The following is a 12,549-nucleotide window of genomic DNA, read 5'->3' on the forward strand; positions in this document are numbered from 1 at the left end:
CATGGCAAATTTTGCGATTGATGCTACCCCGGCCATGACCTATGACGCTATTGTCATCGGCTCGGGAATCAGTGGAGGCTGGGCTGCCAAGGAATTGACTGGCAAGGGCCTGAAGACGCTGGTGCTGGAACGGGGTCGGGATGTCAAACACGTGACCGACTACCCAACCGCCAACCTGAACCCCTGGGAACTCGAACACCGCGGCCAGCTGCCGCTGGCGGTGCGGGCTCAGTACGGTAACATACGCTCGTTCATGCGGGAAGATACCGTCCACTGGGCCATCAAACCCGACGAGCAACCGTTTGTTGAGGAGCAGCCGTTTACCTGGACCCGCGGCTACCACGTGGGTGGCAAATCGCTGTTGTGGGCCCGGCAAACCCAGCGCTGGAGCGACTTCGACTTCGAGGGGCCCGCCCGTGATGGTTTCGCCGTTGACTGGCCCATCCGCTACGCCGACCTGGCCCCCTGGTACAGCTATGTAGAGAAGTTTGCGGGGATATCCGGCAATAAAGATGGTCTGCCCAACCTGCCCGATGGTGAGTTTCTGCCGCCTATCGAGCTAAACTGCGTAGAAACGCACTTGCAGGGAACCATTGCGCAGCACTACAAAGACCGCCAGCTGATTCAGGGCCGATGCGCACACATTACCAAACCACAGCCGATCCACACCGCCCAGGGGCGGGCGCAGTGTCAGCACCGGACTTTATGCGTGCGGGGCTGTCCGTTCGGGGGGTATTTCAGCAGTAATGCTTCAACGCTGCCATGGGCTGAGCGCACCGGAAAGATGACCCTCCGGCCCCACTCGGTCGTGCACTCGATTATCTACGACGAGAAAAAAGGCCGTGCGTCGGGCGTGCGGGTGGTTGACGCCAATACGCTGCAGATGATGGAGTTCTACGCCCGCATTATCTTCGTTAACGGCTCAGCCCTGAACAGCAACCTGATTCTGCTGAACTCCATTTCGACCCGGTTCCCGAACGGACTGGGCAACGACAGTGGCCTGCTCGGAAAATACATTGCCTGGCACAATTACCGGGGCAAGATCTCGGCCCAGTACGACGGCTTCCCCGATAAAACCACCGACGGCAGGAACCCCAGCAACGGCTACATTCCGCGCTTCCGGAACCTCTATAAGCAGGAAATGGATTTTCTGCGGGGCTACGCTACGGGCGTTGGCGGGGGGCGGAACCTGAGCCAGAACCAGGAAGGCATGGGCCTTGCTCTCAAAGAACGGCTACTGAACCCGAAGCTGGGCCCGTGGCACATCAGCGGCTGGATGCAGGGCGAAACCGTGCCGCTCGAGAAAAACCACGTCCGGCTCGACCCCACCCGAACCGACAAATACGGTATTCCGCAACTGATTACGGCGGCAGGCTGGTCAGAGAACGACGACAAAATGGTGGTCGATTTTATGACGCAGATGACCGAGATGTTCACCCTGGCTGGATTCAGGAACATCAAGGCCGTTGACACCCACTCTAATCCGGGGGCCGATATTCACGAGATGGGCGGTGTTCGCATGGGCAAAGACCCGAAAACATCGCTCCTCAACAAGTGGAATCAGCTGCATCATTGCAAGAACGTGTTCGTCACCGACGGCGCCTGCATGACCTCGACCTCGACCCAGAACCCATCGCTCACCTATATGGCGTTTACGGCGCGGGCGGCTAATTATGCCGTTGATCAACTTAAAAAGAAAAACCTGTAATCGTTTTTATGCTTTACAAAACCACACGCCGGCTGTTCGCAACCGCGGCCTTGTTGCTCGGCCTGAACGGGCTCGGCCTGACCAGCGCACTGGCCCAGTCGGGCAAGGCCCTGTACACCTTTCCGCTGGGGCTCCAGACGTATACGTACCGTAACCAGTTTCCGAAAGATGTAGTCGGTACGCTGGACCTGATCAAGTCACTCGGTTTCAAGGAGATAGAAGGTGGGCCACCGAAAGGTATGTCGGCCGAGGAATTTAAAAAGCTGCTCGACGAACGGGGCATCAAAGTGACCTCGACCGGCGCCAGTTACGACCTGATCGTTAAAGAACCCGAAGAGGTGGTGAAACGGGCCAAAGCGCTGGGCGCATCATTCGTTATGGTCGCCTGGATTCCGCACGAGAAAGGCAATTTTACGCTGGCAAACGCGCAGCAAGCCGTTCAGGACTTCAACCGGGTGGGCAGGATCCTGGCCGATAACGGACTGATCTTCTGCTACCACAACCACGGCTACGAGTTTCAGCCGTATCAGGACGGTACGCTCTTCGACTATATCGTGAAAAACACCGACCCGAAGTATGTTTCGTTCGAGATGGACCTTCTGTGGGCCACCCACGGCGGGGCCGATCCGGTACAGCTGCTGACCAAATACGGCAGCCGCTGGAAACTCATGCACCTCAAAGACCTCAAGAAAGGTATCAAAGGCGACCTGACCGGCGGCACCCCGCCCGAAAACGATGTGGTACTGGGCGAGGGCCAGGTCGATATGCCTCAGGTGCTGAAGCTGGCCAAAAAAGTCGGCATCCGGCATTACTATATCGAAGACGAGAGCAACCAGGAAGATAAGCAGGTGCCGCTGAGCATCGCTTACCTGAAAAACCTGAACGAGTAAAACGCAACTGTTCGTTTACAGTAGATGGTGCCTTACGGAGTAACCCGCCTGGGTTGCTCCGTATTTGTTAGAGCCCCTGTACAGATCGCTGCTGGAAGAGGGAGTTGCCGGTCTGGCCCGCCAACGATCAGTCCGCTAGTTCTTCGATAACCGACTCGCCGGTCGCGTGGGTGCCGCTGGTCCACTGCCAGCGTTCGCTGAGCCGCAGCCGCCCGTCGGGGAGCTGATCGGGGGTCGATTCGCAATGGCCGGTCATCAACTCGTTCTGGGTGTTGACGTGCTGGTACGTAAACCGCAGCGAGCCATCGGGTCCGACGAGGCCTGTTAGCGTGCCGAACCGGATCGACCCGCCCTGGTAGGTAGCCCAGACAATGTCATCCTGTTGGAAGTACTGAAATAAGGTTTCGCCCGACACCTCGCCGGTGGGCGAGTTCGATACGCTGCGAAACCGTCGGTTGTGGTAGTTGATCATGGATGGGTCGGTTGTCGGGTCTGTGTGTTGGCCCAGTCGATGAGCTCCCGGGCGGTCTGCGCCGGGTCATTGTCCAGCACATGAACGGTATGAATCGTGGCGGGGTCGCGGTGAGAAAGCCCGTGCAGATACGCCTTGTCGTAATAATCGAGCGTCAGGTCGGCCACGGTAGCGTAGTCGTACCGGGCCAGGGCGTCGAGGGCGTCTTTGGTCACTTTGCCGCCGAGCCGCTTGCGGATGCGTTCGGTGGCTTCGATCAGCAGGGGATGGTCGATACCGGTATATTCCTGCACCAGCCGCTCGATCCGGACCGGCTTGGGTACGTCGACGAAGGCAACCGGGGCCAGCCGCATCTGCTGCCACAGCGGCATTGGAACAAAGCAGGTCCCCACGTTCCGGCTCTCATCTTCGAGCCAGATGCGGGTGTTGGGGTCGAGCCGTCGCCAGTCGTTGTAGATCAGGTTTTCGAACTGCTCCGACGAAGGCTGGGGCAACTGCCCAATGGCGCCGTAGGATGATCCTTTATGATGGGCCAGCCCTTCCAGGTCAATGATCTGTTCGCCCTGCCGGGCCAGTTCTTTCAGGATGTCGGTTTTGCCGCTGCCGGTTTTACCGCCCAGGATGATCAGCTGGCGCGGCTGGGCCAGGTCGGTGAGTACGGCGTTTCGGTAGGCTTTGTATCCGCCGGCCAGGGTATCCGGGCTAAGACCCGCCGTTTGCAGCAGCCAGGCAAACGAGCCGCTGCGCATGCCGCCCCGCCAGCAGTGCACCAGCACGTTGCCGCCGTGGCTATTGGTCAGCTTACGGGATTGTTTGACGAATCCGGCCAGTTTAGGACCGACCAGTTCCAGCCCGAGTAGTACCGCATGGTCTTTTCCGGCCTGTTTGTAGCGGGTACCTACGCGGGCCCGCTCGTCGTTGTCAAAAAGCGGAATATTGACCGCCCCCGGAATGTGGGCCTGCGCAAACTCGCCCGGCGACCGCACATCGATCACGGGCAGGTTCCGGGCCTGTTCTAAAAACGCATCGACAGAAAGCTGCATGATGTAGCATAAACCCCAACGGCTGGCTATGGTTCCCGGCCGCTACCCGGCGCGCCGGGGTTTAGCGACTGAACAACCACCCCCACGGAATAGCAAAGGGCAGCACCAGCACCCAGACCAGAAAAAAAGCAGCCATAGCCTTTGGATAGGGTTGTGACGTCAGGTAGGCCGGCAAAGCCGCAACCAGCAGCCACGAGGTTTTGTAGATGAACTGAAAGAGAAGAACCAGACTCATCGACTGCGGAAAGAAAAGTCCCAGCGCCGACAGAACGAAAATGCCTCCCCACAAGGCGCCTACCAGCCGAATGGCCTCGGAATAGGCGATGCTGTTGCTAAACACGGTAGCCTGTGCTACGCGCGGCATGAACAGGCTTGTCAGGCTGATCCAGCCAGCTACCAGCGTATTGGCCGCGTACATGACTTTCATTAGAGCCAGGCTATTCATAAAGACGGATCAGATTGTTCGGCCCTTGTTTTGATCGTTTGCATCACGGTTGGTAACAGCGCCCGGTAGGTTCGGCCGGACACCCGACCGAACAGGTGTTTTGTTACGCCGGTAAACCATACCTCGTGAGTAAACGTGGTCTGTCCGTTCTGCGCGCCCAGAGACCGCTTCACGTACAAAGCGCCGAGCGGTAGTTTTGTCCGAAACGTGTACGATTTTCCGTCAATCACTTCGGTGAGAATGAATGGCGATTTCGGGCCCCGGTCCGGCGTTAAAACACCAGTGGTGCCGACTGCGAAGGGTCCGTTGAGGGTGGCAGCTTTTAGCCCTTTGTCCCAGCTTTGCCAGTTTGGTACATCGGTCCAGATATGCCAGACGGCCTGCGGTGAAGCCGACGTAATAACTGTGTGACTGAAATGCGTATCGGTAGACTGGGCCAGCGCCTGAGTCGCTGCCAGCATTAGCCATAGCAGAATGGAGTAAGACATAGCGGTAGAGTTTTCGGCAAAGCTCTACCACGGCGGCCCGGCAACCTTTCACCTATGTTAAATTCGGTATATCACCGGATGTTTTTTCGGATACGACTCAGCGAGGGCTGCGCAATGCCCAGATAAGATGCCAGATGTTTGAGTGGCACCCGCTGTACAAGGTGGGGCTGTTCGACCAGTAATTGCTGATACCGCCGTTCGGCGGTTTCGGTCTGCAGCGCTTCCAGTATAGCTTCTGTATAGTGCTGCACTTCCTGAATGAGCAACCTGATAAACGTGCTCCAGGCATCCAGCTTCAATAGCCGGTTGGCGTCATCATACGTCATGAGCCAGACAACGCTATTTTCGAGAGCCTCAATGCTTTCCCGGGCGGGTTGCTGCGATGTAAAGCTTTTCTGCGATGTAAAGACGTAAGGCACATCGGTAAAGTACTTGGTGATGTCGTTGCCGTCTTTCAGGATAAAGAACCGCAATAACCCGCTCTCCAGAAAATACAGATGGCGGCAAATACGCCCTTCCGTAAGGATAATGTTGCCTTTGGCTACCTCCTGCCTGACCAGACACGGCTCAATGGATTGCCAGTCGCTCTCGCTGAGCGCTGTGTAGCTGGTAATAAACTGGCGGAGCGGATGCATAGGCTGGCGGAGCAAAAACAGCAACAGACCGGGCTGTCTATTCCAGGCACCGTCTGTAGAGCTGGATGGTGTTTTCGAGGCCGAAGTAGAGCGCGTCGCAGATCAGGGCGTGGCCGATCGAGACTTCGAGCAGAGCCGGGACCCGCTCGGCAAAGAAGCGCAGATTCTCCAGGCTCAGGTCGTGGCCGGCGTTCAGCCCCAGCCCCGCTTCCTGCGCCCGCTGAGCCGCCCGGACAAAAGGCGCAATGGCGGCCTCGCGATCGGCCGCGTAGTGCGTAGCGTACGGTTCGGTATAAAGTTCGATCCGGTCGGTGCCCACGGCTTTGGCTCCGTCGACCATCCGCTCGTCGGCATCGACAAAGATCGACACCCGAATGCCGTCGGCTTTAAAGGTATCGATCAGCTGCCGCAGGTGATCGGCATGGCGGATGGTATCCCAGCCTGCGTTCGAGGTAATGGCGTCAGGGGCGTCGGGAACGAGGGTTACCTGAGCTGGTTTTACCCGTTTCACGAGTTCGATAAACCGCTGGTCGGGGTTGCCTTCGATATTGAACTCGGTGGTAACGACCTCGTGCAGATCGAGTACGTCCTGGTAGCGGATATGCCGCTCATCGGGGCGAGGGTGCACCGTGATGCCCTGCGCGCCAAATCGTTCGCAGTCGAGGGCCACCTGTACCAGGTTCGGATTGGTACCGCCCCGCGCATTGCGGATCGTCGCGATTTTATTGATGTTGACAGAGAGACGAGTCATTTTTTTGAATTAGCGATTGAGCGAATGAGTAATTGAATGAATGGCTCTGCTGGTTTCGTAACTTTGCGGCCAGGCTGAAGGTTCAGCGATTGCTGAAAGGTCTGAATCACGCATTCACTGATTCATACAATCACTCCATACGATCATGTCTCTCAAACAACAAATTGATGCCGATATCAAGCAGGCCATGCTGGCTAAAGATCAGGACAAACTGCGGGCCCTGCGCGCGGTGAAATCGATGATTCTGCTCGAAGAAACCAAAGAAGGCGGCACTGGCGAGCTGAAGCCCGAAGATGAAACCCGGATTCTGACCAAGGCCGTGAAGCAGCGTAAAGACTCGGCCGATATTTACCGGCAGCAGAACCGCGCCGATCTGCTGGCCGTAGAAGAGGTAGAAATTGCGGTCATCGAACAGTACCTGCCCAAGCAACTCTCTGAGGATGAATTAAAAGAAAAGATACAGGCCATCATGACCCGGCTGGGCGCTTCGGTACCGTCCGATATGGGTAAGGTTATGGGCGTGGCTACCAAAGAACTGGCTGGTCAGGCCGACGGGAAAGCCATTTCGGCCCTGGTTCGTACCCTGCTGGCAGGCGGGTAAGAGCCGGGTGTCAGGGACCGGGTTGTGGGGTACGTAGCCCGACACCCGGTTCCTGACTTGTTATGCCAGCCCTGCGCACGTTTTGCCCCACGCCCCTATGTCTGCTCTCGATCTGTTCATGATTATACCCCTGGCCTGGGGCGCGTTCAACGGCTACCGCAAAGGGCTTCTGGTTGAGGTCGTTGCGGTCATTGCGTTTATCGTAGCCATGATTGTAGGGTTCAAGTTCCTGGCTTTCGGAATCGATCTGCTGAGCCCGTACATCAGCCGCGAGCTGGCCCGTAAGCTGCTGCCCTGGCTGGGGTTCTCGGTCATTTTTTTCCCGACCATATTTCTGGTCAACCAGATGGGCTTCGCGCTTCGGCGGTCGCTTAAGTACACCATTCTTGGCACCTTCGACAGTGTGGCCGGTGCGGCAGTCGGTCTTTTTACGTGGCTGTTTGGAATTAGTGTGATTCTGTGGTTGTTAAGCTACATGGGCGTCAAAATGCCCGCAAAACATACCCAGAATGCTTTCCTGTATCCGTACGTAGTGCCCGTTGCTCCTAAAATCATGGACAAGGCCGCCGTTTGGGTACCGAAAGGATTAGAAGCGGGAAAGACGTTTAGTGATCGATTGAGTAATTAATTGACTGAGCCCGGCCGGTGGCAGGAATCAACCAACAACGAATTCGCTCAATCACTCAGATAGCTTATGAAACAAGACATCCGTAAGACCAGCCCGGCTCAGCTGAAAGAGTGGCTCGTGCAACAGGGCGAGCAGGGATTCAGGGCAAAACAGATACACGAGTGGCTCTGGAAAAAGTCGGCGCAGTCGTTCGAGCAGATGACGAACCTGTCGATATCGACGCGGGAGTTACTGAACACCCACTACGAAATCAGGCCCCTCACGGTCGACCAGCAGCAGCGCAGTAACGATGGTACGATTAAATCGTCGTTTCGGCTGTTCGATGGAAATCTGGTAGAAGGCGTGCTGATTCCGGCCCTCCGCACCGATGACATGGACAGGATGACGGCCTGCGTATCGAGCCAGGTGGGCTGTTCGCTGACATGTAAGTTCTGCGCCACCGGCTACATGGATCGCAAGCGCAACCTCGACGCGGCTGAGATCTACGATCAGGTGGTGGCCATCGACCGGCAGGCAAAAGAAGCGTACGATTCACCCCTGACCAACATCGTTTATATGGGCATGGGCGAGCCGCTGCTGAACTATAAAAACGTGCTGGAGTCGGTCGATCGGATCACCTCGCCCGACGGCCTGGGCATGTCGCCGAAGCGCATTACGGTATCGACGGCGGGTATCGCCAAGATGATCCGGCAACTGGGCGACGACCAAGTGAAGTTCAACCTGGCACTGTCGCTACACGCAGCCAACGACCAGAAGCGTGATACCATCATGCCTATCAATGAGAGCAACACGCTCCAGGCCCTGGGCGATGCGCTGGGCTACTTTTACAAAAAGACCGGCACCCGGATCACGTTCGAATACATCCTTTTCTACAATTTCAACGACACTCTGCAGGATGCCCAGGAACTCTGGAAGTTCACCAAGCGCGTGCCGGCCAAGGTGAATATTATCGAATACAACCCCATTGCCGAAGCCAATTTCAAGAATACCGATCCACAGACACTGGACCGGTTTGCGGGTTACCTCGAAGACAAAGGGGTAACCGTCAACGTCCGCCGTAGCCGTGGCAAAGACATCGATGCCGCCTGCGGCCAGCTGGCCGGTAAATCGTAACGTAGAGACGCACCCCTTTGCGTCTCCCATGCGCCAGCCCCTCACACGCATCATCAATAGAACCCCAGCTAATAGACTCCGCCTACTTGCTACTGACAGTTCGTCGTGGCCAGCGGGCGGAGTCAGTTATTATGCTGGTTTTGTAATATTGCGAATGAGGACTGACGCGCAGGAGATGCGAGGGGTTGCTGACGCGTAGGAGACGCAAGGGGTTGCGTCTCTACTTAACAATTTGGTAATATGGCTTCGCTGTGTTTAGCTTACTTTTGTGGCAATCATTGGCTTACGATCTGGTCGTGGGCCTGTCACTGAAGATTCCCTCTCCATGTTTGGATTAGAAACGGATGTTTTTATCCTCCTGTTTATCAGCTTATTTGCTGCCTGTGCTTTTGAATTTGTCAACGGCTTCCACGATACAGCCAACGCGGTAGCTACCGTTATCTATACCAATTCTCTGAAACCAACCGTTGCCGTAGTCTGGTCGGGTATCTGCAATTTTGCGGGTGTACTGCTGGGCGGTATCGGGGTTGCCATGGGGATCGTCAATCTACTGCCGGTCGAACTGCTGGTTGATCAGAATGTGTACCATAGCGTGGCCATGGTGCTGGCGTTACTGCTGAGTGCTATCGTCTGGAACCTGGGTACCTGGTACTTTGGTTTGCCCAGCTCCAGTTCCCACACCCTGATCGGTTCGATTCTGGGCGTGGGACTGGCCTTCTCAACCATGCCCGACAACAAGGCAGGATCGGCAGTCAACTGGGAAAAAGCCATTGAAACGGGTGAAGCACTCCTGCTGTCGCCCCTGCTGGGTTTCAGTTTGGTTATTGTGCTGATGTTTCTGATCCGGCGGATCGTGCCCGAAGAAACCAAAGATCAGCTCTTTAAGGAACCCAAGAAAAACGCACCTCCTCCGTCGTGGATTCGGGGTATTCTGATCGTTACCTGTTCGCTGGTCAGTTTCTTTCACGGCAGCAACGACGGTCAGAAAGGCGTTGGCCTGATCATGCTCATTCTGATCGGTATCGTACCTTTTCAGTTTGCGGTAAAGCCGGATCTCGACCCGCGCCTGCTGCAGCCTAACATCGAACGGATCGAGCAGACCATTGCGACCCTTGACTCGAACCAGCTGGCTCCCGTAAACCGCGCCCGCCTGGCCCGTACCCGCACCGAGCTGACCGAGTTAAAAACGCTGGTCAATACCGATAGCGTCACGAACGGCATTCCGCAGCAGAAACGGCTCGACGTTCGGCGTGATCTGTTGCTGATCAACAGCAACATGAACAAAATTGCCGAAGATGAAGGGGCCAACCTGAGTGCGAACCAGCTGGCCACCCTGAAAGAGAATCTGGGCGAGAAAAACGGGCTGCGTCGGTTTACCGATTACGCTCCGTTATGGGTTATCCTGATGATTGCGCTTTCGCTGGGGCTGGGAACAATGATCGGCTGGCGTCGGATCGTGGTAACGGTGGGCGAGAAGATCGGGAAGCAGCACCTGACGTACGCCCAGGGCGCTTCGGCCGAGCTGACGGCTGCGTTCATGATCGGACTGGCCTCGTGGCTCAAGCTGCCCGTCAGTACAACCCACGTGCTGTCGTCGGGGATTGCCGGTAGTATGGTGGCTAACAAAGGGATAAAGAACCTGCAGGCGGGTACGGTTCGTAACATAGCCCTGGCCTGGGTACTGACGCTGCCTGTATCGGTGTTGCTTTCGTTTACCCTCTACATCTTCTTCCGCTGGCTTCTGTAACGGCACCCTGAGTGCCGGGTACGGGCTTATTTTACCCAGGCTGGTGTTTCCTGCTCGATAGCCTGACGAACTTTGGCAACAATGTCGTCAACGCTATCGTCCGGGCTGATCTGCATGGGCGCTTTGAAGCGAACCGTCAGCAGAGTGTTTCGTTTTTTGAAGCGCAGCCCTTTTTTGTCGAAGGCCCGTCGGAAGCCATTGATGACAACCGGCACCACAATCGGTTCATTATTTTTGATGAGGTGGCCCGTTCCCTTACGGATCGGCGCAAACGGGCTGGTTGTGCCCTGCGGGAAGCTTACGACCCAGCCGTGGGCCAGCGCTTTCGCAATTTTATCATTGGCGGAGGTATCGACCGACCGCTGTACTTCACGCCCCTCGGCCCGCCATGACCGCTCGATGGTCAGCGCGCCCCCAGCCGCAAAAATGCGCGGTATAATCCCCTTCTGCATCGTTTCTGAAGCAGCTACGTAATACTGACGCGCCCGGGGCCCCAGCAGGTAAACTGGCGGCAACAGGGTATTCTGAAAGCCCCACTTCACCGCGCAGAAGACGTGGAAAAACGCAATCACATCGGCAAAGTACGTCTGGTGATTAGACAAAAACAGAACGTTGTTGATCGGCAGATTCTCGAGATGTTCGGTGCCTTCGATCTGAATCCGGTTCACCACCGTGTAGCGTGCATACGTTAGCCAACCTACTATACCAATTAGTATCCGTCTGATTAACAGTGAACTACCAAAGGGGTCACATTCAAACAGTCCCAATACATCCAGCGGCATCAGGAACGCAGGCAGGTAACTGAATTTAGTCGGTTTAACGTACTTCATCACAGGTAAAGGTGTCGGTAATCAGTAAAGATAAAAGATCACTACAATGTTTTCAAGAAAAAATACAACGGTTCCTGGCCCGAAAGGACCGAGTCGGTAAGCCTGAAGCGAGTGACCGAATAAAAATATTCGGACCGGATTAATCCTTTTTTCTCGGTCTCTATCCAACCCACGAACAACGCAACAAACCCCGCTACTCCCAACGCCTATTGCCGACACTCTACACAAACTCGTTCAGCTTTACCATTAACCATTTTTTTCGCTTACAGTCATGAAACGAATTGTGCTTGCCGGTCTCATTGCGTTGGGCTTACTAGGGGCTCAAGATACTATAGCTCAGGTTCAGGTTGGCATCCGGGGCGGTGCGAACTGGGCTTTTGCCTCAAAACCTGAGTTTCTGGGCAGCTTTACCCCGAACTTTCACCCATCGCCGGGCCCAACGGGGGCTATCTTCCTCGATTTTCCCATCAGCGAGCGCGTCTCAATCCGACCCGAAATTGCCTACGTACAGAAAGGATTTATGGTTAAAGAAGGCTTCGATCTGAACCTGGGCGGCTTTCCGCTGACGGTCGGAGCCCGCATTGCTTACCAGACCCAAACGATGGAAGTGCCGCTATTGGCCAAGGTAAACCTGACCGACGGCCCCGTTCAGCCGTACTTCATTGCCGGCCCCGCCGTTAGCTACACCCTCGACGGACGGGTACGGACCCGGGGGACGGCGCTCATCACGACCCAGCCGATCGACGTCGATGTTAACTATGGCTCCATGCTGAACCGCTGGGACGTAGGTGCGGTAGGTGGTCTGGGCCTGGCTATGGATGCCGGTGCCGGTAAATTCTTCATTGAAGGCCGCTATACACACGGTTTTACCCGGCAGGTGCAGGTGCCGGTCGTTAACGTAAACGTACGTAACCGGGGTGTTGCGGTGTCGGTAGGCTATTCTATTCCAATCGGTTATTAAGGTGGAGTCGGTGCAGGTGTCGAGTCAGTGGGGTTGGCCTAGCCCGTTCCCACCACATAGCCTCTTCACGACATCGCACTGCACCGACGCCACAGCCATTTGTTACAGCCATTTTGTTGAATCAACCTGAATAAGTAAAGGCGGAGCTACTGGCTCCGCTTTTCTTGTATAGGCCGCGCTCTAAACCCAGCGCGACCCGCTGAAACCAACTCATTAGCATCTGGTTAAAAATGCGGT

Annotated in this window: 14 protein-coding genes; 7 read left to right on the plus strand and 7 right to left on the minus strand. The window is 56.0% G+C overall.

Going from position 1 to position 12,549, the window contains the following annotated elements; translation table 11 throughout:
* Nucleotide 1: 1 nt before the first annotated feature.
* Nucleotides 2-1,708, plus strand: coding sequence for a GMC oxidoreductase (locus FBR45_RS14385; protein ID WP_138503509.1), 1,707 nt, complete (start codon nt 2-4; stop codon nt 1,706-1,708).
* Between the two features lie 8 nt (nt 1,709-1,716).
* Complete coding sequence (locus FBR45_RS14390; protein ID WP_138503511.1) at nt 1,717-2,598, plus strand: sugar phosphate isomerase/epimerase family protein; 882 nt, start codon at nt 1,717-1,719, stop codon at nt 2,596-2,598.
* 127 nt (nt 2,599-2,725) lie between these two features.
* On the opposite strand, the gene FBR45_RS14395 is transcribed toward FBR45_RS14390, so the two are convergent.
* From FBR45_RS14395 to FBR45_RS14420, 6 genes are all read right to left on the minus strand, one after another.
* The gene (locus FBR45_RS14395; RefSeq protein WP_138503513.1) at nt 2,726-3,070 is read right to left on the minus strand and encodes a n-acetylglutamate synthase; all 345 of its coding nucleotides are present in this window, start codon (nt 3,068-3,070) and stop codon (nt 2,726-2,728) included.
* Nucleotides 3,067-4,113: a tRNA 2-selenouridine(34) synthase MnmH gene (gene mnmH, locus FBR45_RS14400; protein WP_138503515.1), complete on the minus strand. Its 1,047-nt coding sequence runs from the start codon at nt 4,111-4,113 to the stop codon at nt 3,067-3,069. The genes FBR45_RS14395 and mnmH overlap by 4 nt, the downstream gene beginning before the upstream one ends.
* A 61-nt stretch (nt 4,114-4,174) precedes the next feature.
* Nucleotides 4,175-4,558 carry a hypothetical protein gene (locus FBR45_RS14405; RefSeq protein ID WP_138503517.1) on the minus strand — a complete coding sequence of 128 codons (384 nt, stop codon included), beginning with the start codon at nt 4,556-4,558 and terminating at the stop codon, nt 4,175-4,177.
* Nucleotides 4,555-5,046: an SRPBCC family protein gene (locus tag FBR45_RS14410; protein ID WP_138503519.1), complete on the minus strand. Its 492-nt coding sequence runs from the start codon at nt 5,044-5,046 to the stop codon at nt 4,555-4,557. Before FBR45_RS14410 ends, FBR45_RS14405 begins: the two co-directional genes overlap by 4 nt.
* Nucleotides 5,047-5,117: 71 nt before the next feature.
* Nucleotides 5,118-5,681, minus strand: coding sequence for a Crp/Fnr family transcriptional regulator (locus tag FBR45_RS14415; protein ID WP_138503521.1), 564 nt, complete (start codon nt 5,679-5,681; stop codon nt 5,118-5,120).
* Between the two features lie 37 nt (nt 5,682-5,718).
* A complete protein-coding gene (locus FBR45_RS14420; RefSeq protein WP_138503523.1) occupies nt 5,719-6,432 on the minus strand; it encodes a pyridoxine 5'-phosphate synthase in 714 nt (237 codons plus the stop codon).
* Nucleotides 6,433-6,577: 145 nt separating this feature from the next.
* On the opposite strand from FBR45_RS14420, the gene FBR45_RS14425 reads away from it, so the two are divergent.
* The 4 genes from FBR45_RS14425 (at nt 6,578) to FBR45_RS14440 (ending at nt 10,521) form a co-directional block, all read left to right on the plus strand.
* Nucleotides 6,578-7,033, plus strand: coding sequence for a GatB/YqeY domain-containing protein (locus tag FBR45_RS14425; protein ID WP_138503525.1), 456 nt, complete (start codon nt 6,578-6,580; stop codon nt 7,031-7,033).
* Between the two features lie 97 nt (nt 7,034-7,130).
* Entirely contained in the window at nt 7,131-7,661 is a 531-nt protein-coding gene (locus tag FBR45_RS14430; protein ID WP_171044897.1) for a CvpA family protein, read from the plus strand.
* 66 nt (nt 7,662-7,727) lie between these two features.
* Nucleotides 7,728-8,774, plus strand: coding sequence for a 23S rRNA (adenine(2503)-C(2))-methyltransferase RlmN (gene rlmN, locus FBR45_RS14435; RefSeq protein WP_138503527.1), 1,047 nt, complete (start codon nt 7,728-7,730; stop codon nt 8,772-8,774).
* A gap of 325 nt (nt 8,775-9,099) precedes the next feature.
* Nucleotides 9,100-10,521 carry an inorganic phosphate transporter gene (locus FBR45_RS14440; protein ID WP_138503528.1) on the plus strand — a complete coding sequence of 474 codons (1,422 nt, stop codon included), beginning with the start codon at nt 9,100-9,102 and terminating at the stop codon, nt 10,519-10,521.
* 26 nt (nt 10,522-10,547) lie between these two features.
* On the opposite strand, the gene FBR45_RS14445 is transcribed toward FBR45_RS14440, so the two are convergent.
* Nucleotides 10,548-11,351, minus strand: a complete 804-nt coding sequence (locus FBR45_RS14445; RefSeq protein WP_138503529.1) for a lysophospholipid acyltransferase family protein — start codon at nt 11,349-11,351, stop codon at nt 10,548-10,550.
* Nucleotides 11,352-11,622: 271 nt separating this feature from the next.
* Between FBR45_RS14445 and FBR45_RS14450 the strand changes: the two genes are divergently transcribed.
* The gene (locus tag FBR45_RS14450; RefSeq protein WP_138503530.1) at nt 11,623-12,312 is read left to right on the plus strand and encodes a porin family protein; all 690 of its coding nucleotides are present in this window, start codon (nt 11,623-11,625) and stop codon (nt 12,310-12,312) included.
* The last annotated feature ends 237 nt before the right edge of the window (nt 12,313-12,549 follow it).

The organism is Spirosoma lacussanchae (genome assembly GCF_005870035.1).
GTDB classification, from domain to species: Bacteria; Bacteroidota; Bacteroidia; order Cytophagales; family Spirosomataceae; genus Spirosoma; species Spirosoma lacussanchae.

Coding starts and splice junctions, on each gene's coding strand:
- rlmN (WP_138503527.1), top strand. CDS start 7,728: ATGAAACAAGACATCCGTAAGACCAGCCCGGCTCAGCTGAAAGAGTGG.
- mnmH (WP_138503515.1), bottom strand. CDS start 4,113: ATGCAGCTTTCTGTCGATGCGTTTTTAGAACAGGCCCGGAACCTGCCC.
- FBR45_RS14415 (WP_138503521.1), bottom strand. CDS start 5,681: ATGCATCCGCTCCGCCAGTTTATTACCAGCTACACAGCGCTCAGCGAG.
- FBR45_RS14420 (WP_138503523.1), bottom strand. CDS start 6,432: ATGACTCGTCTCTCTGTCAACATCAATAAAATCGCGACGATCCGCAAT.
- FBR45_RS14395 (WP_138503513.1), bottom strand. CDS start 3,070: ATGATCAACTACCACAACCGACGGTTTCGCAGCGTATCGAACTCGCCC.
- FBR45_RS14405 (WP_138503517.1), bottom strand. CDS start 4,558: ATGAATAGCCTGGCTCTAATGAAAGTCATGTACGCGGCCAATACGCTG.
- FBR45_RS14445 (WP_138503529.1), bottom strand. CDS start 11,351: ATGAAGTACGTTAAACCGACTAAATTCAGTTACCTGCCTGCGTTCCTG.
- FBR45_RS14440 (WP_138503528.1), top strand. CDS start 9,100: ATGTTTGGATTAGAAACGGATGTTTTTATCCTCCTGTTTATCAGCTTA.
- FBR45_RS14425 (WP_138503525.1), top strand. CDS start 6,578: ATGTCTCTCAAACAACAAATTGATGCCGATATCAAGCAGGCCATGCTG.
- FBR45_RS14385 (WP_138503509.1), top strand. CDS start 2: ATGGCAAATTTTGCGATTGATGCTACCCCGGCCATGACCTATGACGCT.
- FBR45_RS14450 (WP_138503530.1), top strand. CDS start 11,623: ATGAAACGAATTGTGCTTGCCGGTCTCATTGCGTTGGGCTTACTAGGG.
- FBR45_RS14390 (WP_138503511.1), top strand. CDS start 1,717: ATGCTTTACAAAACCACACGCCGGCTGTTCGCAACCGCGGCCTTGTTG.
- FBR45_RS14410 (WP_138503519.1), bottom strand. CDS start 5,046: ATGTCTTACTCCATTCTGCTATGGCTAATGCTGGCAGCGACTCAGGCG.
- FBR45_RS14430 (WP_171044897.1), top strand. CDS start 7,131: ATGTCTGCTCTCGATCTGTTCATGATTATACCCCTGGCCTGGGGCGCG.